23 protein-coding genes are annotated in these 24,587 nt (G+C 37.2%); 6 read left to right on the top strand and 17 right to left on the bottom strand.

Features of this window, described 5'->3' with window-relative positions; genetic code table 11:
* Positions 1-36: 36 nt before the first annotated feature.
* The 3 genes from BLR30_RS07200 to BLR30_RS07210 all read right to left on the bottom strand — a co-directional run bounded on the left by BLR30_RS07200 (position 37) and on the right by BLR30_RS07210 (position 5,480).
* Entirely contained in the window at positions 37-1,590 is a 1,554-nt protein-coding gene (locus BLR30_RS07200) for a fibrinogen-like YCDxxxxGGGW domain-containing protein (RefSeq protein WP_089856593.1), read from the bottom strand.
* Between the two features lie 144 nt (positions 1,591-1,734).
* Positions 1,735-3,960 (bottom strand): beta strand repeat-containing protein, encoded by a 2,226-nt coding sequence (locus tag BLR30_RS07205; protein WP_139164604.1) that lies wholly within the window; start codon positions 3,958-3,960, stop codon positions 1,735-1,737.
* Between the two features lie 974 nt (positions 3,961-4,934).
* Positions 4,935-5,480 carry a hypothetical protein gene (locus tag BLR30_RS07210; protein WP_139164605.1) on the bottom strand — a complete coding sequence of 182 codons (546 nt, stop codon included), beginning with the start codon at positions 5,478-5,480 and terminating at the stop codon, positions 4,935-4,937.
* Positions 5,481-6,058: 578 nt separating this feature from the next.
* Between BLR30_RS07210 and BLR30_RS07215 the strand changes: the two genes are divergently transcribed.
* Complete coding sequence (locus BLR30_RS07215) at positions 6,059-8,200, top strand: S9 family peptidase (RefSeq protein WP_089856599.1); 2,142 nt, start codon at positions 6,059-6,061, stop codon at positions 8,198-8,200.
* A 172-nt stretch (positions 8,201-8,372) separates the two neighbouring features.
* A complete protein-coding gene (locus BLR30_RS07220; RefSeq protein WP_089856602.1) occupies positions 8,373-9,392 on the top strand; it encodes an LLM class flavin-dependent oxidoreductase in 1,020 nt (339 codons plus the stop codon).
* 43 nt (positions 9,393-9,435) lie between these two features.
* Here BLR30_RS07220 and BLR30_RS07225 read toward each other — a convergent pair whose 3' ends face one another.
* The 7 genes from BLR30_RS07225 to BLR30_RS07255 form a co-directional block, all read right to left on the bottom strand.
* Complete coding sequence (locus tag BLR30_RS07225; protein WP_089856604.1) at positions 9,436-9,882, bottom strand: STM3941 family protein; 447 nt, start codon at positions 9,880-9,882, stop codon at positions 9,436-9,438.
* A gap of 210 nt (positions 9,883-10,092) precedes the next feature.
* Positions 10,093-10,590 (bottom strand): hypothetical protein, encoded by a 498-nt coding sequence (locus BLR30_RS07230; RefSeq protein WP_089856606.1) that lies wholly within the window; start codon positions 10,588-10,590, stop codon positions 10,093-10,095.
* Between the two features lie 92 nt (positions 10,591-10,682).
* Positions 10,683-11,717, bottom strand: a complete 1,035-nt coding sequence (locus BLR30_RS07235) for a T9SS type A sorting domain-containing protein (RefSeq protein ID WP_089856609.1) — start codon at positions 11,715-11,717, stop codon at positions 10,683-10,685.
* A 16-nt stretch (positions 11,718-11,733) separates the two neighbouring features.
* Positions 11,734-12,375 (bottom strand): pirin family protein, encoded by a 642-nt coding sequence (locus tag BLR30_RS07240; protein ID WP_089856611.1) that lies wholly within the window; start codon positions 12,373-12,375, stop codon positions 11,734-11,736.
* A gap of 115 nt (positions 12,376-12,490) precedes the next feature.
* On the bottom strand, positions 12,491-13,270 hold the full coding sequence (locus BLR30_RS07245; RefSeq protein ID WP_228400737.1) for a dioxygenase family protein: 780 nt from the start codon (positions 13,268-13,270) through the stop codon (positions 12,491-12,493).
* Positions 13,271-13,519: 249 nt separating this feature from the next.
* The gene (locus BLR30_RS07250; protein ID WP_089856613.1) at positions 13,520-14,194 is read right to left on the bottom strand and encodes a LytR/AlgR family response regulator transcription factor; all 675 of its coding nucleotides are present in this window, start codon (positions 14,192-14,194) and stop codon (positions 13,520-13,522) included.
* A gap of 4 nt (positions 14,195-14,198) precedes the next feature.
* On the bottom strand, positions 14,199-15,290 hold the full coding sequence (locus BLR30_RS07255) for a sensor histidine kinase (RefSeq protein ID WP_089856614.1): 1,092 nt from the start codon (positions 15,288-15,290) through the stop codon (positions 14,199-14,201).
* 148 nt (positions 15,291-15,438) lie between these two features.
* Between BLR30_RS07255 and BLR30_RS07260 the strand changes: the two genes are divergently transcribed.
* The 3 genes from BLR30_RS07260 to BLR30_RS07270 all read left to right on the top strand — a co-directional run bounded on the left by BLR30_RS07260 (position 15,439) and on the right by BLR30_RS07270 (position 16,616).
* Positions 15,439-15,690, top strand: coding sequence for a VF530 family protein (locus BLR30_RS07260; protein ID WP_089856616.1), 252 nt, complete (start codon positions 15,439-15,441; stop codon positions 15,688-15,690).
* 100 nt (positions 15,691-15,790) lie between these two features.
* The gene (locus BLR30_RS07265) at positions 15,791-16,291 is read left to right on the top strand and encodes an FKBP-type peptidyl-prolyl cis-trans isomerase (RefSeq protein WP_089856617.1); all 501 of its coding nucleotides are present in this window, start codon (positions 15,791-15,793) and stop codon (positions 16,289-16,291) included.
* Entirely contained in the window at positions 16,251-16,616 is a 366-nt protein-coding gene (locus BLR30_RS07270) for a hypothetical protein (protein WP_139164606.1), read from the top strand. Before BLR30_RS07265 ends, BLR30_RS07270 begins: the two co-directional genes overlap by 41 nt.
* A gap of 121 nt (positions 16,617-16,737) precedes the next feature.
* Here the strand turns inward: BLR30_RS07270 and BLR30_RS07275 are convergent, their stop codons facing one another.
* The 5 genes from BLR30_RS07275 to BLR30_RS07295 form a co-directional block, all read right to left on the bottom strand.
* Positions 16,738-17,115, bottom strand: a complete 378-nt coding sequence (locus BLR30_RS07275; protein WP_089856620.1) for a YchJ family protein — start codon at positions 17,113-17,115, stop codon at positions 16,738-16,740.
* An 80-nt stretch (positions 17,116-17,195) separates the two neighbouring features.
* Positions 17,196-17,510, bottom strand: coding sequence for a superinfection immunity protein (locus tag BLR30_RS07280; RefSeq protein ID WP_089856621.1), 315 nt, complete (start codon positions 17,508-17,510; stop codon positions 17,196-17,198).
* Between the two features lie 93 nt (positions 17,511-17,603).
* Positions 17,604-18,029, bottom strand: a complete 426-nt coding sequence (locus BLR30_RS07285; RefSeq protein ID WP_089856623.1) for a hypothetical protein — start codon at positions 18,027-18,029, stop codon at positions 17,604-17,606.
* A gap of 2 nt (positions 18,030-18,031) precedes the next feature.
* On the bottom strand, positions 18,032-18,871 hold the full coding sequence (locus tag BLR30_RS07290) for a hypothetical protein (protein WP_089856625.1): 840 nt from the start codon (positions 18,869-18,871) through the stop codon (positions 18,032-18,034).
* A 5-nt stretch (positions 18,872-18,876) separates the two neighbouring features.
* Positions 18,877-21,018 carry a M3 family metallopeptidase gene (locus BLR30_RS07295; RefSeq protein ID WP_089856627.1) on the bottom strand — a complete coding sequence of 714 codons (2,142 nt, stop codon included), beginning with the start codon at positions 21,016-21,018 and terminating at the stop codon, positions 18,877-18,879.
* A 180-nt stretch (positions 21,019-21,198) separates the two neighbouring features.
* Between BLR30_RS07295 and BLR30_RS07300 the strand changes: the two genes are divergently transcribed.
* Positions 21,199-22,014, top strand: coding sequence for a GIN domain-containing protein (locus tag BLR30_RS07300; RefSeq protein WP_089856628.1), 816 nt, complete (start codon positions 21,199-21,201; stop codon positions 22,012-22,014).
* On the opposite strand, the gene BLR30_RS07305 is transcribed toward BLR30_RS07300, so the two are convergent.
* The gene (locus tag BLR30_RS07305) at positions 22,015-23,892 is read right to left on the bottom strand and encodes a monovalent cation:proton antiporter-2 (CPA2) family protein (RefSeq protein ID WP_089856630.1); all 1,878 of its coding nucleotides are present in this window, start codon (positions 23,890-23,892) and stop codon (positions 22,015-22,017) included.
* A gap of 4 nt (positions 23,893-23,896) precedes the next feature.
* Positions 23,897-24,418 carry an NAD(P)H-dependent oxidoreductase gene (locus BLR30_RS07310; RefSeq protein ID WP_089856632.1) on the bottom strand — a complete coding sequence of 174 codons (522 nt, stop codon included), beginning with the start codon at positions 24,416-24,418 and terminating at the stop codon, positions 23,897-23,899.
* Between the last annotated feature and the right edge of the window lie 169 nt (positions 24,419-24,587).

Below are 24,587 nucleotides of genomic sequence, written 5' to 3' on the forward strand. Positions count from 1 at the left end.
GGTGGAAGATTAATTGTTAGCAAATTTGTGTAATACTTATCTTACCCAAGTAGATGCCCATGGATCACCGTAATTGGCTCTGTTTTGTTCTTTGTATGACATGAACCAATGTATTCCGCTACCAAAACCACAATCATGATACATTATCGGCCACCCAGTTGCAGAACTGCTACACGTAGCTCCATACCATATCCATGTACCCGATGTTGGGATGGTGTTATTGTTACTAAAGTCTTCTGGAGCTCCTGATCGATGCCATGTTCCTAATCCTCCTGCAGTTATAATATTACTCCTTAAGGCTAGAATAGCAGGGCCTCCACTTTGTGAGGTTGTTTTATTGACATAACTTGTAGAAGAATCTCCTGCTCTTAGTTGAACCTGTGTACTTACATTGGCAATCTGTTCTACTAATGTACGAGAAAGATAACCACTGCTGTTAGGATCTACCATTTCAGTCTTCTGTGTTGGTGTAGAAAGACTCGTTCCATTAACAGCAAGAAGCATCCATCCACCATTATCAGTTGTCATATCACAATATGCTTTCATAGGTGCATAACTACTTCCTACCTGATCGATGTCTATATAATAAACCCCATCTGCTGTTGTGATTCCTTTATCCTTAATTTCTTTACAAGTAGCACAAGGTCCTAAATAGATATTACATCCGCTGGCTGTTGTAAAGGTTATCGCTCCGTTGCTTGTACCTGTGTACGTGCCGGATAAAGTATAAGTAAGATTTCCGCTGGCACTATAGATTCCTGCTGTAAGACTAAGTGTTAATCCGCTTTGGGTAATAGTTTCCGCGGCATATGTACATGCTCCTCCGGTGTATGGTAATGTATAAGTACCGGAATAAGCCGTTCCATTTATCAGTCCATTAAGCCTGTACTCTGGTGCTACGCTTACCCAGGATCCTGCGCTACAGGTAAAGGTTGGATTAGGAGCTACACTAATCGTTTTAACAGAATTCAGCGTAAGCTTACTCCATGTTGCGGTAAGTGTTCCGCAGGCAGCTGGTGTCCCTGAAAGGGTATAGGTTACTGTAACCGTTCCTCCTGCAATCAACGTGCTGGAAGCTGTACTCACCGAAGCTACCGAAAGTCCTGTAACTCCTGAAAGAGCTAAATCTGATGTACTGAAAGCAATAGTAGCCGTACTGAAAGAATTATTGGTAATCGTAACGGTGAATGTATTAGATGCAGTCATTGCAGTTCCTGCTTTATAAGTTCCATTAAGAGCAGATGATGTAACCACTACCGCCGGTACGGAAGAATTGGACAACTTCTGCCAAACGCTACCGTCAAAATAGTAATAGCCTTCTGCGGTAATATTGGCTGTCTTGGTACTTGGAGAAGCAACTGCCGAAAGGGCATAGACGATAGTTCCTTTTTGAGCCGTATCATATTTTGCATCTTTCCCTTTGATCTCACTGCCTTCCAACCTTGGGGCAATTAGTCCTTCAGCGGTAGTGCTGCCAGTTGTTTTAGCAGTAATATCGAGGGTGGCTTTCGGGGAAGTATTATTGATCCCCACCTGAGCTTGAATAATGAGGCTGATGAGTAAAACAGCCAGTGTAATTATATTTTTCATTTTTGGATAATTAAACCTATAAAGGTTTGTTTTTATTAATTTAGTTTTTGTCGGATTGCTAACGAGAGCATCGCTATAGCGGTTAAGCACCTTTTTGAATTCCCCTTTATTTTTTTTAAATCAGTACCAGTGGGGACATGATCATTAATTTGATAATTTTATTGCTGAGAATACAACATTTTTAAGAGTGTAAGTCATACCATAATTACAGGCACAATTTTGATAAGAAGGTCTAATTGTAGTGCCTGCTGTCAGGTATAATACTAATGTTCCACTATAATTATCTCCAGTGTTAGGCAATCCCTGCCATTGCCCATTACGAGAAATTAGCTGATAAAAGTTCCCCGCGACCAAAACTCCTGCAGCATGAGAAAAGGTTGTAACTGAGCTATAAATTACAGATTCAGATAATGAAAACTGATATGTACCGTCGGAAGTTATAGTATAAGTATTCGTAGTAGAATTCCAGTTACCATCACTGATTTGAGAAATTTGTGTATTCAAATTAGCTACTCCACTACTTTCATATGTTACTTGATTTGTATTTGATCTTCGCACCAAGCTTGTAATAGGAATAAATGTAGCATCGGAGCTTGTTGCAAGTTTAGCCCATGAATTACCATTCCAAATGTACATATAATTTGAATCCACAGCATTTGCACCTGTTGTAGTAGCAGTATTATACACCATCAGTCCATTAGCTGGTGAAGCTACCGTCGTTTGATCTATTGTGCTGGTTAATGCTACTCGAGGTATTAATAATCCTTTATTACTAGCTGTAATATCCAAAGCTGCGCTTGCATTCGGACTAGTTGTTCCTATTCCGATTTGTCCATTGTCTTTTGCAACGAAATCAGTTCCTGCTGCTCTGGCTGTTCCATCTGCTTTCGTTCCCAATTTTACAAGACCATTAGTGGTATCATTGATCCAGGCATCGTTGGTAGTATCACTGGTTGTAGGTGCCCAGGCTGTTCCGTTCCAACCCAGTACCTGTCCTGAGATGGCAGACATCTGGTTAATCTTTGAAGCTGTTACTGCACCATCAGTAATTCCTGCGGTTGCTACTGTTCCAAATCCTAGAGTGGTTCCGCTTCTTCTTAATACATGGCCATCGGTACCTGCGGCTATGTCTGTGGGTACTGCTGAAGCATTGGTCGCATTTCCTTTGACGGTAAGAGCTGCCATATTTGCCAGGTCTGTATTAGCAACGGTTCCGTCAGCTATTTTAGCTGAAGTTACGGCATTCCCAGCAATACTTGGAGATGCCGCCGTTCCTGTTAAATCTCCTGCCAATTGTACAATACCTTTGGTACTTGTTGTAGCATCCGTTACTGAGGCACCGTTAGCCACTTTCTGCCAATTGGTTCCGTCAAAATAGTAATAGCCTACTGCGGTCACATTGGCCGTCTGTCCCGTAGGCGTTCCGGAAGCTGAGTTCACATAAACAATCGCACCGGTTTGTGCTGAAGTGTACGTATAAAGCTGAAGTGCAGTCAAAGAGAGCCTTGGGGCTATAATCCCTTCCGGAGTACTCCCGTTGCTCGCGGCTTTAACATCCAGTGTTGCATTAGGAACATTAATTCCTATCCCTACTTTATTGGTAGGACCGTCAATAGATAGCGCTGCATTTCCAACAGCAATATTCCCTCCTAGTCTAAAGCTATTGTCAACACCTATTGTCATACGTCTTACACCATTAACTCTATCTGTAATATTGAATGACGATTGTCCCGGGATACCATTTTGTCCACCTGCATTTTCACTTCCCAATGCCCAGTCTGAAGCAGAATTTGTAAGTCTGATATGATCTCCTGATGTGCCATAAACATGTAGCATGGCACTAGGTGTTGTTGTTCCAATTCCCACTCTATTATTGGCCGCATCTACAGAAAGTGTAGTTCCATCTACAGAAAAACCATTGGTTGCTGTGGAGGTAAAAGCTAACGTACTGGCTCCCTGTGTTACCGTAGTGTTTCCTGATAAAGAACCGCTTCCTTTGTAGATTCCACCTACGCCTGCTGCAAGATCTGCATTGGCTAAACTTCCTGTCATAACCTTCTGCCAAGCACCGCCATCAAAGTAATAATATCCAGCAGCGGTAATATTAGCCGTTGCCCCGGTAGGATTGGTATCAGCTGAAGAGGCATAAACAATAAGTCCTTTCTGTGCTGCTCCATAGACCGCGTTGGCTGTTGCCGTATGGATATTATCACCGGATAATTTTGGGATGATAAGTCCTTCGGGTTTGCTGCCGTCAGTGGTTTTGGCGGTGATATCGAGGGTTGCTTTTGGAGAAGTATTATTAATCCCCACCTGAGCTAATGCGGTCATGCTGAGCAGCAACGCGGCGGCTGTAAATAAATGTTTCATTGTTTTGTATTTATGAGTTTGTTATATTCTTAATTGTGAACACGAAGCCCACAAAGATTTTTTTTAATATGTTCTGTTTTTAAGTTTCACAAAGGCGTTTTACTTATAAGAGCTAACTAAGCTGGGTCTTTAACACAAAGCGCCTTAAAATTCTTACGCATTGTGCATTTTGATTCACTTCGTCACTTCGAGTAGATTTTGAAAAAATCATATCGAGAAGTTTATGAGCTTGAGGATACATTTTTTCTTCACCTTGTTACGAAAAAACACTCGAATTGACGATGAATCCAATACCAAAAATTTAGTTTCCTTATCCCTCCGATTGTCACATCCCGTAGGGATCTAAGCCCGAATCTTTCCCTACTACTATTACCAGCTATGCCAAGATTCCTAACGACAAAGACTTGTAAAATGCCGGTGACTGAGGGTATCGAAGTCACATTCTCTGCATCATGTGTTGCACTTATAGAAGTCACTGAGTATGTTTTAACACTAATTGCTTAGACTTCGACAGGCTCAACCTGATATTCTGAACACGAAGCCCACAAAGATTTTTTAATATGTTCTGTTTTTAAGTTTCACAAAGCCGTTTCACTTATAAGAGCTCGCTGAGTCTATCGTCACTTCGAGTAGACTTTGTAAAAGTCGTATCGAGAAGTTTATAAGTTTGAGGATCAATGACATTCTCGATACATTTTTTCTTCACTTTGTTACGAAAAAACACTCGAATTGACGACGAATCCAACACCTAAAATTTAGTTTCCTTACCCCTCCGGTTGTCATCCCGTAGGGATCTAAGCCCGAATCTTTCCCTACTACTATTTACCAGCTTTGCTGAGATCCCTACGGGATGACAAACGAAGTGGATAGTGGTGGATAATGAATGATAAAACGTTACTCAGGAAAATCTAAGATTTTTAAAGTCTTATGTGTTCTATTTGTTTTCAAAGCTGTAATCTTCTCTCTTATATGACTTATGTGTTAAAAGCTTTTGTGTTTTCAGAGGGAAGCACAGGCGGAGGACGCACGAAGTGATTGATGATGATATTTGTAATCTGAAAAGGATAAAAAGCAGAATTTATAAACTGGTTTTTATCCCTGCCTGTGCCTGAAAGCTGAGAAAATAAGGGTTTTATTATTTTATCATGAAGCTTTACTGAAGGGCTTTCCATAATCCCCAACATTGAGGCATGAGAAATGCGTCCGGGGTCATGTTGATTCCACGGACTTCCTGTATAGCAAGCCTTATGGGCTGCAATATGGACTGACTTTGGAGTAGAAAATGATAAAGATGATCTCTTAAGAAAATCTTTAGACTTTTTAGCTGATGTAAAATCTTTATTCTGTTCAGAACCTGCAACAAAAACAGAGGTTTCTGAATAGACATAAGCGTCTTCAGCTACGAAGATAATGGAATCTGCCGGTACAAAAGAACCGGAATATGCTTTTGAAGGGATGAAAATATACAACCAAACTACGCAAAAACGTAGTAACGGAAAGGGTTCATAAAATTTCATCATTGTGTTCATACGTGCTATAGTAAAAAGTAGTCTTGGTTGGACTACTTTTCCTTGGTAATGAACAATAGATCACAAATATATAAAATAAATCAGGAAAACCGCAGTGTAAGTTTGTGCGGTCTTGTGGTTTTTGTTGTCAATATGTAAGAAATTAGAAAATAAGAGGTTAGTATTTGGCGGTGAAAATATTTTGTTTACATTTGTAGCTGAAATAGTAGTCCAACCAAGACTACTTTTGAGGTACTACTGTTTTCATGGGCATTACGAATAAAATCTTCCTCCTATTTTACATTTTCACCATTTTATTTTAACGCTTTGAACGCAAAGATTTGCTTGAAATGATTGCGCTTATTTTCGGGCGCTAAGGTGCTTCGCTCAGCAAATGAGTATTCTATAATATTTTATTAGCTTTTTTGATTGTTTATTTAGCGCTGGGGTATTTCGACAGGCTCAGCATAAACTTTATTGCTCAGCAAATGAGTAGTGCTGTAATATTTTATTACTCTTTGATTATTTATTTTAACACTTCTTAACGAATGATATTTATTTCTTATTTTTGATGGATTCAATTTTAAGCAATGAAATTATATAAATTTTCTTTATTGATGGTGGTTTTGGGCAGTTCTGCATTTGCCCAGACCCAGAAGTTTACAATGGCAGAAGCTGTTAACGGATTGAGAACCAATCTTGCCGTGAAAAACATTTCTCAGTTTTCATGGTCAGGAGACAGAAAATCTTACATTCAGGCAGTAAAAGGAGGCTATCTTATTACCGATCTGAAATCAAATAAACAGGATACGCTGGTTTCTTTAACACAGCTTAATAGAGGTCTTACAGATAGTAAATTTAAAGCGGTTCCGCAGATCAAATTCATCAGCAATTCGAAAGGGTATTTCAATAAAGAAGGAAAGGTGATCTGGGTTGAAAAATCAGGAAGTGACTGGAAAATGAAGAGCCAGGTTGAAATAGACCAGAATGCATCCGATCTTAAAGTTTTTGGGGATAACCAGACTTTTGCCTTTACGGTAAAAAATAATTTATTCGTCAATAAAAACGGTAAAACAATCGCCGTAACGAATGATTCTGATGAAAATATTCTGAACGGTTCATCCAACGTACATAGAAACGAGTTCGGCATCGATACAGGAATTTTCCCGGCTCCGAATTCCGAAAGCGTGGCATTTTACAGAATGGATCAGACCATGGTTGCCGATTACCCGATCATCGACTGGTCGGTAACGCCTGCGGTGAATCATAATATTAAATACCCGATGGCAGGGCAGACTTCTCATCAGGTGACTTTGGGTGTTTTTAATATCAAAACCCAATCTACCACATTCCTTAACATCGAAGGAGAAAAAGATCAGTATCTGACAGCCGTGACCTGGAGTCCGGATTCTAAATACATTTTTGTCGGTGTTCTGAACAGAGGTCAGAATCATATGAAAATGAATCAGTACGATGCCGTTACGGGAAATCTGGTAAAAACGCTTTTTGAAGAAACCAGCGACAAATATGTCGAACCTCAGCATCCGCTTACTTTTTTCCCAAATTCTAATACCGATTTCATCTGGCAGAGTCAGAGAACAGGATACAATCATCTGTTTCATTACAATATAGAAAAAGGACTTATTGCCCAGATTACAAAAGGAGACTGGCTGGTGACCGATATTTTAGGTTTTAACGAAAAGAAAAAGGAAATTTATTTTACGTCTACCAAAGAAACGCCGCTTGAAAAACATTTGTACAGAATCAACTGGCTCAACTTCAAAATGCAGCGCCTGGATAATACTGAAGGAGTTCATACCGGTATTTTAAGCAGTGACGGAAACCATCTTTATGACATTTACAGCAATGCCAATACCCCGAGGGTTGCGAATATCATCAATACCAATACGCTGAAATCCACGACTATTCTTACCGCTGAGAACCCGTTGAAGAATTACCAGCGTCCGGAAATTAAAAATGTAGTTTTAAAGGCAGATGATGGAACGCCGTTATACGGAAAGATCATCCTGCCGACCAATTTTGATTCCAATAAAAAATATCCGGTAATTGTGTATCTGTACAACGGGCCGCACCTGCAGCTTGTGACCAACTCATTCCCTGCTTCCGGAAATCTTTGGTACGAATATATGGCGCAAAACGGATATATTATCTTTACGATGGACGGAAGAGGTTCTTCCAATCGCGGACTGAAGTTTGAGCAGGCTGTTTTCAGAAACCTGGGAACGACCGAAATGAATGACCAGATGAAAGGGATTGATTACCTGAAATCTCTTCCTTATGTAGATTCAGAAAGAATGGGGATTCACGGATGGAGTTTCGGAGGATTTATGACGACGAGCTTCATGCTTCGTCACCCGGAAGTCTTTAAAGTAGGCGTTGCCGGCGGACCGGTGATCGACTGGAGTATGTACGAAATTATGTACGGCGAGAGATATATGGATACGCCGCAGGAAAATCCGCAGGGATATGCCAATGCTAATCTTTTGAATAAAGTACAGAATTTAAAGGGTAAACTCTTGATGATTCATGGAGCACAGGATGATGTGGTTGTTTGGCAGCACTCGATTAAATTTATCAAAGCTGCCGTTGACAATGGCGTACAGCTGGATTATTTTGTTTATCCGGGACATCCGCATAATGTGATCGGGAAAGACAGGGTACATCTGATGCAGAAAGTAACGGATTATTTTGACCTTTATCTGAAAAAATAATTTCTAAAATAATTTTCTAAAAAGACAGAGACTCGTTCATATACTGAGGTTTCTGTCTTTTTTGTTTTCAGGCTGTTTAAAAATTACTGATCCGGATTTCATTTCTTTCTTATCAAACATCAATGTACCTGATTTTTAAGTGAATTATCTTTGTAGCATAAAAATCAACAATATGGAATTAGGAATTGGAATGTTTGGCGATTTAAGTTTCGACCCAAATACCGGGAAATATAAAGATGCAGGTGTAAAAATCCGTGAAATTATAGATCAGGTAAAACTGATGGATGAGGTAGGAATTGATGTTTTTGCCATGGGCGAGCATCACCGTCCCGACTATGCGGTTTCGTCTCCGGAAATCGTTTTGGCTGCTGCGGCAAGTGTTACAAAAAACATAAAGCTGGCAAGTGGCGTAACCGTACTCAGCTCATCTGAACCTGTAAAAGTATATGAAGATTTTTCAACACTCGATTTAATTTCAGATGGACGTGCGGAAATTTTCGTAGGCCGCGGAAGTTTTATTGAATCTTTTCCGCTTTACGGATATTCTTTAAATGATTATGAAGAGCTTTTCGATGAAAAACTGGAATTGCTTTTAAAGATTAATTCAGAGGAAAATGTTTCCTGGTCAGGTAAATTACGTGCTCCGATGCAGAATCAGACGGTTTATCCAAGAGCAAAAAATGGAGGCAAACTTTCGATCTGGAGAGCTGTCGGCGGAACTCCGCAATCCGTTTTAAGTGCTGCGAAATTAGGAATACCCCTCGTGGTAGCCATCATTGGAGGAATGCCTGTGCAGTTTAAGAATTTAATTGAATTCTACAAGCAGGAATATCTTAAAGCAGGCCATCCCGAATCTGAAATGCAGATTGCCATCCACTCGCATACTTTTGTAAGTGAAGATGCAAATGTAATAGACGGATATTTTCACAATTATAAATCGCAGATGGACAGGATCGGGTCATCAAGAGGCTGGGCACCTTACACCAAAATGCAATATGAAGGCGGAAGGAGCAAAGACGGTGCTTTGTTTATAGGAAACGCCAATGAAGTTGCCGATAAAATTGCTTACATGAAAGAAATTTTCGGGATTACCAGATTTATCGGTCATATGGATGTCGGCGATCCGGCTGATGATATCATGAGAAAATCAATCGAACTGTTCGGCGAAAAGGTCGGTTCGCAGGTAAAATAGATATTAAAAACTCCGTTGAAAATCATTTCAATGGAGTTTTAATTTATGCCTCAGTATCAAATCTGGCTTTGTATTCATTCAGAAGTTGGGCGAGCTTTTTGGCAGACATTCCATAGGTGTCGGGAAAGCCTCCCTGTCGTAGTTTCGTTTTATTACCGACCATGGTTTTATTAAAGTCAAAAACCACAAGCCTGTTGAAAGCTACCCATTTTGTTTTAAAGGTAACAACTGTATGCCAGGGAATAAAAGTAACCCTGAAAAGATTTTTCATTTCAATTCCCTTTTCATCAATTTTGAGATAACATGAACCGGGAAGAAGGTTGAGAAGAAAAACTACGAAACACATTCCGAAAAAAACAATATTCAGAATCGCAATGAGTTTGTTTTTATCTAAAAGAGAAATCCCTAAAACGACAAAACCAATACTAATCATCAGTAAAATACTACTTTTTACTTTTCCGGGTTTTAAAATAAGAGGTAAGTTTTGCATGATAATTTTAATGATTCAAATGTAATAAATCTTTATTGAAAAACCTCCGTCGAAATTTCGAGGAGGTTCTCTTTACAAATCTTCTAAAAGTATATGCATTCTAAAAATGCGTATTTATAATGAAAAAAAATATTCAATATTCAAATGAACAATGGTAGGCCAAAGTCGATAGGTTTGTTGCGGATATTATCATTTACATTTTGGATAAAATCAAATCGCCGCATAATAAGAAATTGCTACCTGAGGATGAAAGCTAAACATGAAGGTATCAAAATGTTCTCCCGAAGTTGTTTTGCTCAAAAGGTATTTGTTATCAATAATATCTATAAGCAGCAATTCAGGCGTGTAAAAAGTCAGTCCTATTTTATGCTTTGATTTATCTTCAACATTTGAGCTTATAAGATCCAGTTTAAAATCTTCAATTGGGAAGAAGGTATTGCCTAAGACATCCGGGAGGCTCTTAATTTCACCATTTAGCTGAGAAACGTAGTTTACAACAGCGGTACTGAGTAAAAAAGGAATTTTTTCTGCATTAGAATTTTTCAGCAACAGTTGCCAATAATTTTTTACCGGATCATCTTTGTCATCAAATACCTGATGCTGAATTTTATACTCCAGGTAAGTATCTTCAAAGATATATTGATCCCACAGCATACTTGAATTCTCATCAATCACGACTCGAAACGCCAATTTTATTTTAGCTTTCATAATTTCTAAGTTTTAATAAACAGGGCGACATTTTTTTAATTCCGCCCTGCTTCTAACAAAATTGATATGAAATTATCTAACACTTGAAAGCATCAGCTCACAAGAACTTTCAGGTCTTCTGAAAATTTTCCTTTAGAATTATCTATCGTAATTTTTGCAACATACATTCCGGATTTTAGCTGGTTTCTGTTCATTTTTATTTCCTGTTTTCCGGAAGATAGTTTTTGCTTGTCGATTACGCTGAAAAGTTTCCGCCCACTGGTGTCAAACAGATCAATACTTACGGTAGATTTTTCGTTAAGCATAATAGGAAAAACAGTTTCCTCGCGGAATGGATTGGGATAATTTTGTTCCACTTTAAAATTTTTAGTGTTCTCTACTTCCTGTGTTCCAAGAACGGCTCCTGCCACATATATGGTGTGGGTTAGGATATAACCTGCCGATAAGGAACCTGTTATTGTACTCATTTCATTGCTTGTCCCATCAGAAAAAACATTGTCACTGCTATTATAGGTATATCCCGTCATTCCCTTTGTGTAACCGTAAGAAGCACCATTTACATTCACATTATAAACTGCACTATTAGTTCCCTCGGGAAATGCAATTTGGGTTATTAAAAGAGAAGTTCCATCTGCTTTATAAATATGAACGTGAATATGTGTCGCCCTGCTTTGGTACCAGCCGGGGAAAATACTTGTAAAGCTCACCATACCACTGGCATCGGTTGTCTGCCTTCCGCGAAGAAAGTGATTGTTGGTGTAATTAGCCGACTGCATTTGCGTGCCTCCATACTCAGAATAATTGCCATCTTTATCACAATGCCATATATCTACTAAAACACCTTGGTATGCGGCACAATTTCCATTGGTGTTTTTAATATAAATATTTATGGTAAACGGAACACCGGTTCTATCGCCCACAATATTGCTTTGAACAAGGCTGGATGGTGTATGTGTAGGAAAAGGTCCTTCAGTTTCCGTATTGGTTACTGTACAGGTAAGATCGGTTTTTGCCGTGTTATCAGCAGAAATATTTCCCGGTGAAAAATTTGATCGTAACAGCGCAGGTGTGGCAACAGCAATTCCTGCCAGTCCTAACGAGTTTCTTAAAAAGTTTTTTCTGTCCATATGCGATTTATTTAGGTTAAATTTCAAAAAAAATCAAAAGGGCATTCTCACTCAGGGCTTCAAATTCAAGTGTTGCAATTTCTGATAAGATAATGGCATCTCTGCTTTCCATAAGCCGGTTTTGAAATTCAAAAGCGCCGTTTATTACCATTCCGAAAATTGATTTGCTGTTTTTCCGAAGTATGTATTCCTGCTCCCTTCTTCCTTCATACAATCCAATAAAATTGGGATATTCTACATTTTCTGAAATGGGAAATAAAATGTTTTTCGAGATGATATGTAAATCTTCAACCGCAAAAAACCGATTGTTTTTTTTGTTTTTGAATTCAAAAATTAATACATCAGCCTTTTCTTCCTCAAGATTATTTTTAATATGGAAAAGATTGCTTTCGTTTGAGCTTAAAGTGAAAACCTGTTCTGAGGAAATGGTCTTTTCAAAATCATTAATTAAAATTTCGCCGTACAAGATCATGACCATGATGGTGGAATCTTCCGCAAATTCTAAGATGTAATTTTCACTTTCGTCAAGTACAATTTCAGATACTTTTCTAAGATCCGAAGCTTCTTCAATGATTATTTCATTCAGAATACATGCTTTTTCTTTTTTCCAAACTGAAAAATCGGCTTTATAAATTCTTGATGGGCTTTGAACTAACATTTTCTGGATTTTAAACGTTCCACATGGCACAGACAAACACTTATCAACCACTCCAATTGTGTAGATCTGTGCTTTTTGTGGAAACTAATTGACTAATATTAAATAGACTTTATTTCTAAGCCGAAACTTTGATGGTGTGGGTAAGGGCATATCCTGCACTTACACTTCCTGATATGCTCGACATCTCGTTTGAGGTTCCGTCACTGAATACATTATCATTCGCATTATAAGTATATCCGGTCATGCCTTTGTAGCCGGTGCTTGCAGCTACCTGAACAACAGCACTGTCGCTTCCTTCAGGGAAGGCAATTTGCGTTACCAGAAGCGATTGCCCCGAAGAATTATATATATGAACATGAATATGAGTCGCTCTTCCGCTGTACCAACCCGGAAAAATAGAGGTGAAATTTACTTTTCCGTTGGCATCCGTCGTTTGTCTTCCTCGTAAAAAATGAACCGATGTGTAATTGGAAGACTGCATCGAAGTTCCTCCATATTCTGAATAATTTCCGTCTTTATCACAATGCCATATGTCAACAATCGCACCTTGTAAATTGGCACAGCTTGCATTTACATTCTGAACAGTAATCTCAATGCTAAAAGGAACTCCTGTTCTGTCGCTTACAATATTGCTCTGAACAAGGCTTGAGGGAGATTTTGTAGGAAACGGGCCTTCAGTTTCAGAGTTTGTAACAGAACATCCTGTTGATGATGACTGAGAACCTGAAGTAGAACTAGAACTAGAACTAGAACTAGAAGTAGATCCTGAAGAATTGGTGGATGAATCTGTAATATCATCGTCACTACTGCAATGAACTAAAATCGGAGCGGCTACAGCAGTAACTCCTGCTAAACCAAGCGTTTTTAAAAAGCTCTTCCTGTCTATTGTTTTCATAACATTTCTTTTTTGCTGTTAATAATTAAATGATATAGATCGTTATTTGAGTTTCTTCAAATTCTTAGATCAAAGGTATTTTGAAAGTGATGAATTATGAAATTTATGAGGTAAACAGAAAAAATGTGTCGGTAAACAGTAATTTTTTAAGAACTATTAAGAATTAAAAGGCTATAGATGAATTTAATTGATTGTGCCAAATCTGTCTGTTATGATTTGGTATATTGGATGAACCTGCTGAAGGTAGAACTATTTATTCACAATTCTCATGACAACATCCTTATAGGTATCGCCAATCGGAATCACAAAATGGGTAATATGAATATTACGGTTCACAACCGTTTTGATATTATTCACAGGAACAATATAAGAACGATGAACACGCACAAAATCCTTTTCGGAAAGCTTTTCCATAATACTTTTCATAGAAGAACGGGCTGTGATTTTAGAATTATCCGTAAGATGGATCTGAATATAATCGTCTAAGCCTTCAATGAGAAGTATATCATCGAAATTGATCTTGTGAAGCTTGTAATCGGCACGAATGGAAAGATATTTTATATCATCAGGATCATTTGTGATTTTCACTTTTCCTACAGCCTCTTTGAATCTTTCGAAAGAAAAAGGTTTTAATAAATAATCTACCGCATTGATACTGAAGGCATCAACAGCATATTCGGAATAAGCGGTCGTGAAAATGACTTTTGTATTTTGAGAGATGTTTTTGTAGAAATCCATCCCGTTTTTAGAGGGCATTTCAATATCTAAAAAAATGAGATCGACAGGGTATTTCCTAAGGTGTTTTTTTGCATCACTTTGTGTGTTGAACACCTTTTCAAGAGAAAGATTTTCAATTTTTCCGGCATAATTCTCAATAATTTTTAAGGCCAGAATTTCATCATCCAAAGCAATGGCTTTTATCATAAATTTAGATTAAATTGATATTCAAATTTACATCATATGTTTTGTAATCATTGTGGATTACTAAAGTATGTTTTTGTCCGTAAATCTGGTTTAAATGTTCTATTGTATTTTTCAGACCGATTTTCAGACTGCTTTCATCCGTAATTTTATAATTTACAATATTATTGAAAACGTTAAAATTCAAAACATTGTCCTGAACAATCACTTTTACGGATATTTTCGATTTCTTTTCTGCATTAAAGCCATATTTAAAAGCATTCTCAACAAAATTGACCAGAATAAAAGGGGCAATATGCAATCCTTTCATCTCACCAATTTCGGTATAAGAAAAATCAAGGCTGCTGTCTGTTCTTATCAACTGGAGAGCGATATAATCCTTAAGATATTCAATTTCCTTGCTCAGCTCCACAAAATCTTTACTGCTTTCCTGCACGATATACCGCATGACATTTGAAAGTTTTAAAACGCCTTCCGGAGCATCGTCGGATTTCAATAAAGTTAATGAATAAATAGAATTCAGAATATTGAACAAGAAATGCGGTTGAAGCTGATATTTTAAATTTAATAGTTCGGCTTTGGCTTTTGATTTTTCCAACTCTTTCTTTTCTATATTCCGGTAAATAAAAAGAGATGAGAGGAATGAAAACAAAAATGGAAGAACAGATGAGAAAATCATTTGCTGATAAGAAGCGTCGTTTCTGTGCTCGTCAAAATGCCTGAAAGGAGGTCTTCCCATGGGAGTTGACGAATGGTTTCCAATCGGCGGCGGCATTGCTGCCGGCTTCATATGTGTAAATGCCGAACCTCCGGGAAAAACATTTTCCGAAGTAAGACGATAAGGAAGAAAGATCATCATTCCGAAACAGACTACAATGCAGGTTATGAAAGGGAAATATTTCTTTTTGCCGTACAATTTAGGAAGAAAAATATTCAGGTTCAGATAAAAGAAAATAATCACCAGTACGAAACGGATAAATTCTCGCTGAAATGGTGAAACCCTGAAAACTGACAAGGTTCCGTCGAAATCAGGAGAGGAGACAATAGGGATTGTCAGCAACAACGGAATTAGAATAATGTGCGGTAAGATTTTTTTCATTAAACTAAAATATGAAAATGATAATTATGAAAATAACAAAAGTTTTTTTAAAAATAATTCTTCTCTGCAACGATAGTAAAATTTTGTAGAAATATTGTTTTAAAGTTTTCTTTGCAGCCCAATACAATTTTATATCTATTTTTACAGCATGGAACAGCAATCTAAAGATCCTCTTCACGGAAAAAGACTTGATACCATCCTCGAGGAACTGGTAGAATATTATAATGGTTTTGAAAAACTTGGCGAGCAGATCAATATTAAATGTTTTACGGATAATCCCAGTATCAGCTCGTCACTGAAATTTTTGCGGAAAACGCCGTGGGCCAGATCAAAAGTAGAGAGTTTATATCTTTTTGTATTGAGAGAGAAAAAACGAAAAGAAACAAAAAAGGAAAAGTAGAATCCGGTTATTTCTTTAGTCATGATTCTTCGGTCAATGATTTCAAAAACAGTATATTTGTACTGTTAATCGTGTAAAATTCACGAAAAAAAGAAAAAATATGACAATCGAAAACAATCATGTTGTAGCTGTACGTTACATACTTCACACCATCGAAGAAGACGGAAGCAAAACCCTTGTAGAAGAAACAACCGCAGAAAATCCACTTACGTTTTTATACGGTGTTGGAATGATGATTCCAAAATTTGAACAAAATATTCTGGGATTAAAGGCAGGAGATAAAGCTGCATTCGTAATTCAGCCAGAAGAAGCTTATGGTGAAAGACAGCCTGATGCTATCGCACAGTTACCAATCGATATGTTCCAGGAATCCGGAACACCGCCGGTAGGAGCAATTTTACCATTATCTGATAATCAGGGAAACAATTTCCAGGCATTTGTGGTAGAAGTAACACCGGAAATGGTAGTTGCAGATCTTAATCACCCAATGGCTGGGAAAGTTTTAGATTTCCAGGTGGAAATTTTAAATACACGCCCTGCTACAGAAGAAGAGTTAAATCATGGTCACGCTCACGGGATCGACGGAAACGAAGCTCACTAAAATTAAATATCAATGTCCGGTTTTTGCCGGACATTTTTATTTAATCAAAAAACGGTTGCCATCAGCTTTTCGGATAAACAATTTCGATAAAGTAATCAACCACTTGGAATGGGCAATCAACCATTCCGAATGGACAATCAAACGTTTAGAAGAGGTGATCAAGTACTCCGCAGAGACAATCAACTACTCCGAATGCACGATCAAGTGTTTAGAAGAGCCGATCAACCAGTCAGAAGAAGTAATCAACCAGTCAGAAGAGCCGATCAAGTACAATTTGTTATCTTTCAGTGTTTTATGGCCTCTTTTAAAAGGGTATATCAAATGAAGAATATGATGCAGGCCGCGCTTTAATGATAATTTTACCACACAAGACAGAAAATCAAAGATTTTTATTAGCTTTATTAATCTATTCTTTATGATCTCCGGTAAGAATGAATGCAACAGTACTAGTCCAGGAATTTACCGCTCACATAAAACCAACGGCTCTGAATCATTTTAAATGTTGACAGCTCGTGATGAATTTGAGGATCTCCGTTTTCATCAGTGTAAAAGGCTTTAAATTCTACCTTATTAACAGCGGGTCTATTTACAATTTCCAATTTTGTCCAAGTATTGATTTGTCCCCATTCCTGTAAATCTTTTTTGTTGTGATATTTTCTTTTGCTCGGGAGTGTTGTTTCCATTAAATAATCACCATTCGGAATGGCAAATGCAGAAAACCTTGATCTCATTAAAGCTTCAGCAGTCGGAGCATGTTTCTCACCGGAATGATAGGGCTTACAGCATTCTTCATAGGTTTTTCCGGAGCAGCAGGGACAATTCATTTTTTTATTTTAAAAGCAAAAGTCTTAAAATTTTCTGGACTTTTAAAATTCAAATACATTTTATAAAATGTATGAATATTTCATCGTAATAATTTATTTTTTTGAGTTTCAAATTCCTCATCTGTAATTACACCCTCATCGTGAAGCACTTTTAATTTAGTTAGTTGATCAATATTACTTCCAGTATTACTTTTTTCGTTGGATAACGCCCAGATTAATGCTCCAACCCAGCCGATCAGTGCCCAACCCAGAAATAAATTCAATGCGAAGATAGCTCCGGTATTTGCTTTTTTCCTGCTGAAAGCAATATATGTTGGTATAAAGTAAAGAGGAATAATAATTAAAATGATTAATATATGTTGCCAGGAAAGACTTAAAAGAGTTAAACAGTTCATATATGTATTAAATAAAAATTAGGTTACTAAATATATCTATTTTATAATTAAATAATAAATAAAAAAGCATCCAAAAAATGAATGCTTATAATTTTATTGATCTTCTTCCTCGATTTTTGTATCTATAAAAGTGTAATTGTCTGTTGCCATTTCCATAGATTGTTCTTTTGATTTGAATTTGATGTGTGAAGGATCAAGAACTTGGTAAGTATATACATCTGTCTGACCTGAGCTGTAATGCAATTCATGAAATTCTCCGTTTTCAATCCACCATTGTCCTTTTTCTACATGTTGATCCACTTGGCAATCTTGAACTGTTGTAAAAAGAAGCATGAAAGTTCCGTCCTGCTTTCTTTCCATAATCCATAGCTTTTCAACACCTTCGATCTGCTGATCTTTTTCGCTGCCTTTCCATAGACCTACCAGATTTTTATCAATTTTATTGGTTTTCGGTTTTGCTTTTTGTGCGTAAATACTCCCACAAGCCAAAATTAAAGAGCTTACAATAATTTTTTTCATAGTTATTTAAAATGTATCGTTATTTTCATTTCACTATTTACAGGTATTCCGGAACTTTTTGCAGGAATCCAGTGAGTGTTTTTAATGAAGTTTTTTAATTGATTAATGAAATAGGATGCGAATTTATAATTTTTTTTATTTTGAAAGCTTAAATAAGTTTTGATGTCATCTATTTTTCCGTTTTTATAAAGAATAAAATCTGCGGAAATATAAGAATAGAGATCTTGTTCCTTTCGAAATTCATAATCTATGGGATATTCTGTTTTCTTCCAAAAATCTCTTTTGCTGTTGACGAAAAAGTCGTTATAATCTTTGTCGCCGGGATATCTTGAAACCATATCACATTCTTCAAAACGATAAATCTTATCAGGATTATTTTTCACGTATTGTATTTCAGAGATCTGTCTTAAAGAATCAATAAACTTAGGTCCAAATTTTCTGTCAATTTCTTTCCTCATGATACGGGCATAGCAATTTTGCAATGAAGAAGGAATGGTACAGTAATATAAAGCAGAATCAACTTCAATTTTGTAATTCTTTAATAATGAATTCATCTCAGCATTGCCCTTGAAACTTTCCACCATTCCGAAATAATGAAAGAAAACAAGTTTGTTCCTTTTGATATCTTCATAAGCTTTTTTTGTCTCTTCGGTACAGGATGAGTCAAAATACTTCCTTTCTTCATCAAACATTTTAGCGAGTTCAATCTCAGATAATGTATCATATTTTTTATGATAAAAAGATTCTGACTTCTCTTCAGATCGTTTATTTCCGATTGAAGAGAAAGTCAGAATTATAATAGATACAGATGAAAGTATTTTAATACCGATATTTAATGTCATACCAATTATTTGATAAAACCTCTGTTTCTCAATAAAGGCTTAATATCCGGATCATGCCCCGTAAAATCCCTGAATGCCTGATTCAGGTCTACCGAATTTCCTACCGACAGAATATACTTTCTGAAACGGTCGCCGTTTTCTCTTGTCAGTCCGCCGTTGTCTTTGATCCATTCCCAAGCATCGTTATCCAACGTTTCAGACCACAGATAAGCATAATATCCTGCAGAATAACCACCTCCCCAAATGTGTGCAAAATAAGGCGTGTGATATCTCGGAGGAACTGTTGCTAAAGTAAATCCATGTTTCGCTAAAGATTGTTTCTCGAAATCTAAAACAGGAATCAACTCGCTTTCATTGGTTACGGTATGCCAGTCCATATCAAGTTCGGCAGCTGAAACCAATTCTGTAGTCATATAACCCTGATTGAATGTAGAGGCCTTTTTTATCTTATCAACCAATGTTTGCGGAATCGGTTGTTTGGTCTCATAATGTAAAGCGTAATTTTTCAAAACGACAGGATCTAAAGCCCAATGTTCGTTTATTTGTGAAGGGAATTCCACAAAATCTCTAGGCACATTGGTTCCTGATAATGAAGGATATTTCTGGCTCGCAAACATTCCGTGAATTGAGTGGCCGAATTCATGGAAAATCGTTGAAACATCATCAAAGCTTATTAAAGAAGGTTTTCCAGGAGCCGGTTTCTGGTAATTGTAGCAGTTTACGATAACAGGTTTTGTTCCCAATAAATACGATTGTTCAACGAAATTGCTCATCCAGGCTCCTCCGTTTTTAGAGTCTCTTGTATAAAAATCCAGATAATAAATCGCGATCGATTTACCGTCATGATCAAAAACTTCATAAGTCACTACATCCGGATGATATACAGGAAGGTCAGTTCTTTTCTTAAACGTCAGTCCGTAGAATTTTTCGGCAGCAAAGAAAACTCCTTTTTCCAGCACGGTTGTAATTTCAAAATAAGGCTTGATTTCACTTTCATCAAGATCAAATTTGGCCTTTCTTACCTGCTCTGCGTAGAAATTCCAGTCCCACGGTTCTACCTTGAATCCTCCATTTTGCTGATCGATCAGATCCTGAATGTCTTTTGCCTCGCGTCTTGCCGTCTCTACAGCAGGCGTTGCAATTTTGTTCATTAAACTAGTGGCGGCTTCAGGTGTTTTTGCCATCTGATCCTGAAGTTTCCATTCTGCAAAGCTTTTCTTACCTAAAATCTGAGCTTTTTTTAGCCTTAGTTTTGCTAATTTTTCAATGGTTTCTCTGGTATCGTTTCCGTCACCTTTTTCAGCTCTCGTCCATGATGCTTTGAACAGCTTTTCTCTTGTCGCTCTGTTTTTAAGGTTTTGCAAAAGTGGCTGTTGTGTAGTATTTTGTAACGCTAATAAATACTGACCTGGTTTTCCTGCATTTTTAGCATCACTTGCAGCTGCTGCAATTTCATCGGCAGAAAGGCCATCCAATTCTTTAGCATCCGTAAAAAAAACACCGCCCTGCTTTCTTGCTTCCAGCAATTTGTTGGAATATTGCGTAGAAAGTGAAGCCAGTTCCTGATTGATTTGCTTTAGTTTTTCTTTGTCGGCAGCAGAGAGATTGGCCCCCGCGATTTCAAAGTTTTGCTTATAATATTGTAAAAGCTTTTTACTTTCAGAGTCTAAACCTTTTTCGGAGATCGCTTTTATTCTTTTATAAAGATTTTCATTCAGGTACATTTTGTCGGAATGTGCTGCGAAAATGGGCGCGTATTCTTCATCCAATGCCTGTAAGGTAGGATTTGTATTGGCGCTCGTAAGATTAAAAAATACAATCACGGCTCTTTTAAGGATCTCACCACTTTTTTCCAGTGCTACTAATGTATTTTCAAAGGTAGGCGCTTCAGGATTATTAGCGATTTTTAAAATTTCAGCATCATGCTGTTTTAATCCGAAATCGAATGCAGGTTTAAAATGTTCATCCTTAATTTTGTCAAATTCCGGTGCTTCATATTGAAGTTTGCTTTTCTTCATGAACGGATTTTGCGAAAGGGAAGCGTCCGGAGTAGGGACTTCCTTTTGTGTTTCGGTGCTTTTCATTGTTGTACAGGATTGATTAAATGCTAGTGCAGAAATTAATAATACTGATGAAATCTTCTTCATAAACGATTTATTAATAATTGCCTAAAGATATTAAATCTTAGTTTATAAAAAGCTCTTACTTCCCGTTTCATAGAAAAAAAGTATTTTGAGATAAGTCAATCTTCGATTAATAGTAACGCAGATGTAATATTTTTTATAAATTAGTTGTCATAATATAGTAATCATAAAATTCAATTGAATATGAAATCAACAAAACTTTTTATTTTTTCGGCTTTTGTACTATTAGCATCATGCGATGGAAGAAAAGAGAAAAGACATAGCGGGAACGGAGACTGGGTAGAAAAAGTAGTTTCTACAGATCACGGCCCGATGAGACAGAAAGAGATGACAGGCAATTTTGATGAAATTGAGGTTTCTCAGGCAATTAAAGCTGAAATTATAAAGTCAGACGTTGAAAAGGTTGTTATTTCTGCTCCTGAAAATATTATTGATGAGGTTTTGGTAGATTTCAGCGGAGATAAACTTTATATCCATTATAAAAAAGGGATCAGAGTGATGAACAATCATAACGTTTCTGCGAAGATCTATGCAAAAGATTTTTCTAAAATTGAAGCCAATTCAGCGGCAGGAATCACGGTTAAAGATAAATTCGTTCAGGATAAAATGAGCATCGATGTTTCGAGTGCAGCATCTGTTGACGGAAATCTTGAAGCCAATGATTTTGAAATTTCTACAGGAAGCAGCAGCAGCTTTTCGGGAAAAATATGGGCTGTTGATCTAAATGTTGATGCATCATCAGGATCAAGTTTAGATCTTTCAGGTAAAGCAAAGAAGGCAGAGATTTCTTCATCCTCGGGAAGCAGTATTTCTGCTAAAAATGTTGTAGCCGATAATCTAAGAGTGGAAGCATCGAGTGGAGCAAGCGTTGATATCAGTGCTTCATCCTCAATTTATGCCGAAGCTTCTTCAGGTGGTAGCGTGAGCGTTTACAAAAAAGGAAACGTAACTTCAGTAACGAAAGAAGAAAGCAGTGGCGGAAGCGTAAGCATTCACTAATTACTTATCCGCTTGGTCTTCCTCATCATTTGAGGAGTCTTCCCATTGCTTATTTTCAAAATTAAGATTGTCATAAGCCAATAATTCCTCCTCTCTCTGGAGGATTTCTTTTGTGGTGAAAAGATGAATTTCATCGTCTTCTTCTGCCTTAGCCAGTTTTCTGATAGATTCTTTATCAATAGCCATAAACCTTTGTCCAAGTCGTCTGGCGGCATATTTCCGCATACCTGATTCGTGGAGTACATCTACGGCCATATCTACGGCTGTACCGAGTGTTTCACGATAAATATTATTAATTCCGTTGTTCAGATAATTATAGGCATCAATTCTGTTTTTCGCCCTTACAAATATTTTCACCTTGGGATATTGCTCCCGAACCAAGTCTGCAATAAATTTATTATCATCCGCATCATCCAGACAGAGAACAAGTATTTCAGCATCTTCAATTCCGGCGGCACGTAATGTTGGTATTTTAGTGGCATCGCCGTAATATACTTTAAAACCGTAGCTTCTTAATAGTTTCACTCTGTCTGAATCTCTGTCCAAAACGGTGGCAGAAATCTTATTAGCTTTTAAAAGCCGCCCGACGGTACTTCCAAAATGTCCGAATCCTACAATGATAATTTTCTTCTGTCTGATACTGCCGTCAAGGATGTTAAAATCATTTTCGGCATCAGGAATTTCTTTAATGAATTTAGGCGTGATGAGTTTATCATTTATTATTAAAAGAAATGGCGTGATACACATAGTGATAGCGGTAACTGCCATCATTTGAGCATTAAGTTCAGGACTTATGAGGTAAAGATTTGAGGAATAATTAATCAGTACAAATGCAAATTCTCCCACCTGTGAAAGTGCAAATGCATAAAAAAGGCTTTGGGATGTATCAATTTTAAAAAACTTTCCAATCGAAAATAAAACGATGAATTTAATTATCAGGACAATAAAAGCAGTACCAAATATAAATAAAGGATCTTCCTGAATGATATTAAAATTCATTGTTGAGCCTACGCTTACAAAAAAAACGGCAAGTAAAAGACCTTTGAATGGATCAATCTGAGCTTCCAGTTCATGCCGGAATTCACTGTTGGCCAGCATAACTCCTGCCAGAAAAGCTCCCAAAGCAGGCGACATGCCTATAGCAACCATTAGCTCGGAGACTCCAATCACCAGAAATAGGGAAGAGGCTGTCAGCAACTCTGCCATTCCTGATTTTGATACATATCTTAAAAAAGGAACAAAAACATATCGACCCAATAATATTAATACAATTACGCCCAAGATCACAGTCGCAAACTGCATCCACTCCGGAAGTGTCTGGATGAGTACCTGAATTTCATTATCATGATCCCTGGTTTTATAATGTGCGATGAGTGGTAAGATTGCGAGAATAGGAATTACCGCAATATCCTGAAATAAAAGTGTGGAAAATGAAGCTTCTCCTGCCAGCGTTTTCAGGTTGTTTTTCTCCTGTAAAGTCTGTAAAACGATGGCCGTAGAAGACAGAGCGAAGCACATGGCAATGGCAATTGCTTTATCGAGTCGCCATCCAAAAATCATAAAAACTAAAAAAAGCAAAGATATGGTAAGGAGCATTTGAGTAAGACCCAGCCCGACAATTTTCTTACGCATATCCCAGAATTTTCTGGGCTCAAGCTCTAAGCCCACCAAAAATAAGAGCATGATAACCCCGAATTCACTGGCGTGCATAATATCGTTAACGTTTCTTCCCGTTAGTTTCAAAACATAAGGTCCGATAATAATTCCGCCTGCAATATAGCCTATTACAGAGCTTAGTCCGAATTTTCTTGCCAGCGGAACCATAATAATGGCAACGCCCAAGAATAAAAGGGTGTTCATGGCTAAGCTTGTCTCCATATTTTTATTTATTGAGTAATTCTGAAAATTCCTGTTTATGTAAAATAATTTCTTTTTTTGATAGCTTATTGGCTTCGTAAACGATTTTTATATTTTTAATATCAGCCTTAAATACTTTAAGAGAAACAATGAGCCCGCTAATTAACTCTTCTACGGTGAACTTGTAGGTTCCTTGTTTATGAAAAGATCTTTCTTTTCCGCCTGTGGTTACCAGAATGTAAACTTCTTTTCCTTTCAATGGGTTGTGATGATCTTCTTTAAGCCAGTTACGGTCAAAAACTTCATCAATCCAAAGTTTGAGTAGAGGTGGCATTCCGAACCAGATGAGAGGAAACTGAAAGATAAAACGCTCGTAATCTTTTATTCTTTTTCTTTCTCTGAAAGCAGCAATATGAAAGTCGGGATATTCTTCGTAAAGATCGCGAAGCGTAAAATGCTGGTGGCGAACATAGAAATTAATGAGCTCTGCATTCGAGTTTGAGTGCTCTAAATAAGGATGCGCAAAAACTACCAACGTCTTCTTCATAAAACCTGTTTTGAGTAAATATAATGAAAAAGTTTTAAATTAAAAACAGATTTAAGGCAGGTTTGTTAATTTTTTAACATCAATAAATGAAATTTTTATTAATTAAAAATCAAAAAATATGGAAAAAATTCTTTTTTATGAAATCAATTAATAATTGGATATGATACGA

This window comes from Chryseobacterium taeanense (genome assembly GCF_900099685.1).
Taxonomy (GTDB): domain Bacteria; phylum Bacteroidota; class Bacteroidia; order Flavobacteriales; family Weeksellaceae; genus Chryseobacterium; species Chryseobacterium taeanense.

Excerpts from the sequence above, each read along its gene's own strand:
- BLR30_RS07200 (WP_089856593.1), bottom strand. The coding sequence starts at position 1,590 with ATGAAAAATATAATTACACTGGCTGTTTTACTCATCAGCCTCATTATT.
- BLR30_RS07230 (WP_089856606.1), bottom strand. The coding sequence starts at position 10,590 with ATGAAAGCTAAAATAAAATTGGCGTTTCGAGTCGTGATTGATGAGAAT.
- BLR30_RS07240 (WP_089856611.1), bottom strand. The coding sequence starts at position 12,375 with ATGTTAGTTCAAAGCCCATCAAGAATTTATAAAGCCGATTTTTCAGTT.
- BLR30_RS07270 (WP_139164606.1), top strand. The coding sequence starts at position 16,251 with ATGGTCACGCTCACGGGATCGACGGAAACGAAGCTCACTAAAATTAAA.
- BLR30_RS07235 (WP_089856609.1), bottom strand. The coding sequence starts at position 11,717 with ATGGACAGAAAAAACTTTTTAAGAAACTCGTTAGGACTGGCAGGAATT.
- BLR30_RS07305 (WP_089856630.1), bottom strand. The coding sequence starts at position 23,892 with ATGGAGACAAGCTTAGCCATGAACACCCTTTTATTCTTGGGCGTTGCC.
- BLR30_RS07225 (WP_089856604.1), bottom strand. The coding sequence starts at position 9,882 with ATGCAAAACTTACCTCTTATTTTAAAACCCGGAAAAGTAAAAAGTAGT.
- BLR30_RS07245 (WP_228400737.1), bottom strand. The coding sequence starts at position 13,270 with ATGAAAACAATAGACAGGAAGAGCTTTTTAAAAACGCTTGGTTTAGCA.
- BLR30_RS07205 (WP_139164604.1), bottom strand. The coding sequence starts at position 3,960 with ATGAAACATTTATTTACAGCCGCCGCGTTGCTGCTCAGCATGACCGCA.
- BLR30_RS07280 (WP_089856621.1), bottom strand. The coding sequence starts at position 17,510 with ATGAACTGTTTAACTCTTTTAAGTCTTTCCTGGCAACATATATTAATC.
- BLR30_RS07285 (WP_089856623.1), bottom strand. The coding sequence starts at position 18,029 with ATGAAAAAAATTATTGTAAGCTCTTTAATTTTGGCTTGTGGGAGTATT.
- BLR30_RS07290 (WP_089856625.1), bottom strand. The coding sequence starts at position 18,871 with ATGACATTAAATATCGGTATTAAAATACTTTCATCTGTATCTATTATA.
- BLR30_RS07295 (WP_089856627.1), bottom strand. The coding sequence starts at position 21,018 with ATGAAGAAGATTTCATCAGTATTATTAATTTCTGCACTAGCATTTAAT.
- BLR30_RS07210 (WP_139164605.1), bottom strand. The coding sequence starts at position 5,480 with ATGATGAAATTTTATGAACCCTTTCCGTTACTACGTTTTTGCGTAGTT.
- BLR30_RS07310 (WP_089856632.1), bottom strand. The coding sequence starts at position 24,418 with ATGAAGAAGACGTTGGTAGTTTTTGCGCATCCTTATTTAGAGCACTCA.
- BLR30_RS07255 (WP_089856614.1), bottom strand. The coding sequence starts at position 15,290 with ATGAAAAAAATCTTACCGCACATTATTCTAATTCCGTTGTTGCTGACA.
- BLR30_RS07250 (WP_089856613.1), bottom strand. The coding sequence starts at position 14,194 with ATGATAAAAGCCATTGCTTTGGATGATGAAATTCTGGCCTTAAAAATT.
- BLR30_RS07215 (WP_089856599.1), top strand. The coding sequence starts at position 6,059 with ATGAAATTATATAAATTTTCTTTATTGATGGTGGTTTTGGGCAGTTCT.
- BLR30_RS07265 (WP_089856617.1), top strand. The coding sequence starts at position 15,791 with ATGACAATCGAAAACAATCATGTTGTAGCTGTACGTTACATACTTCAC.
- BLR30_RS07260 (WP_089856616.1), top strand. The coding sequence starts at position 15,439 with ATGGAACAGCAATCTAAAGATCCTCTTCACGGAAAAAGACTTGATACC.
- BLR30_RS07275 (WP_089856620.1), bottom strand. The coding sequence starts at position 17,115 with ATGAATTGTCCCTGCTGCTCCGGAAAAACCTATGAAGAATGCTGTAAG.
- BLR30_RS07300 (WP_089856628.1), top strand. The coding sequence starts at position 21,199 with ATGAAATCAACAAAACTTTTTATTTTTTCGGCTTTTGTACTATTAGCA.
- BLR30_RS07220 (WP_089856602.1), top strand. The coding sequence starts at position 8,373 with ATGGAATTAGGAATTGGAATGTTTGGCGATTTAAGTTTCGACCCAAAT.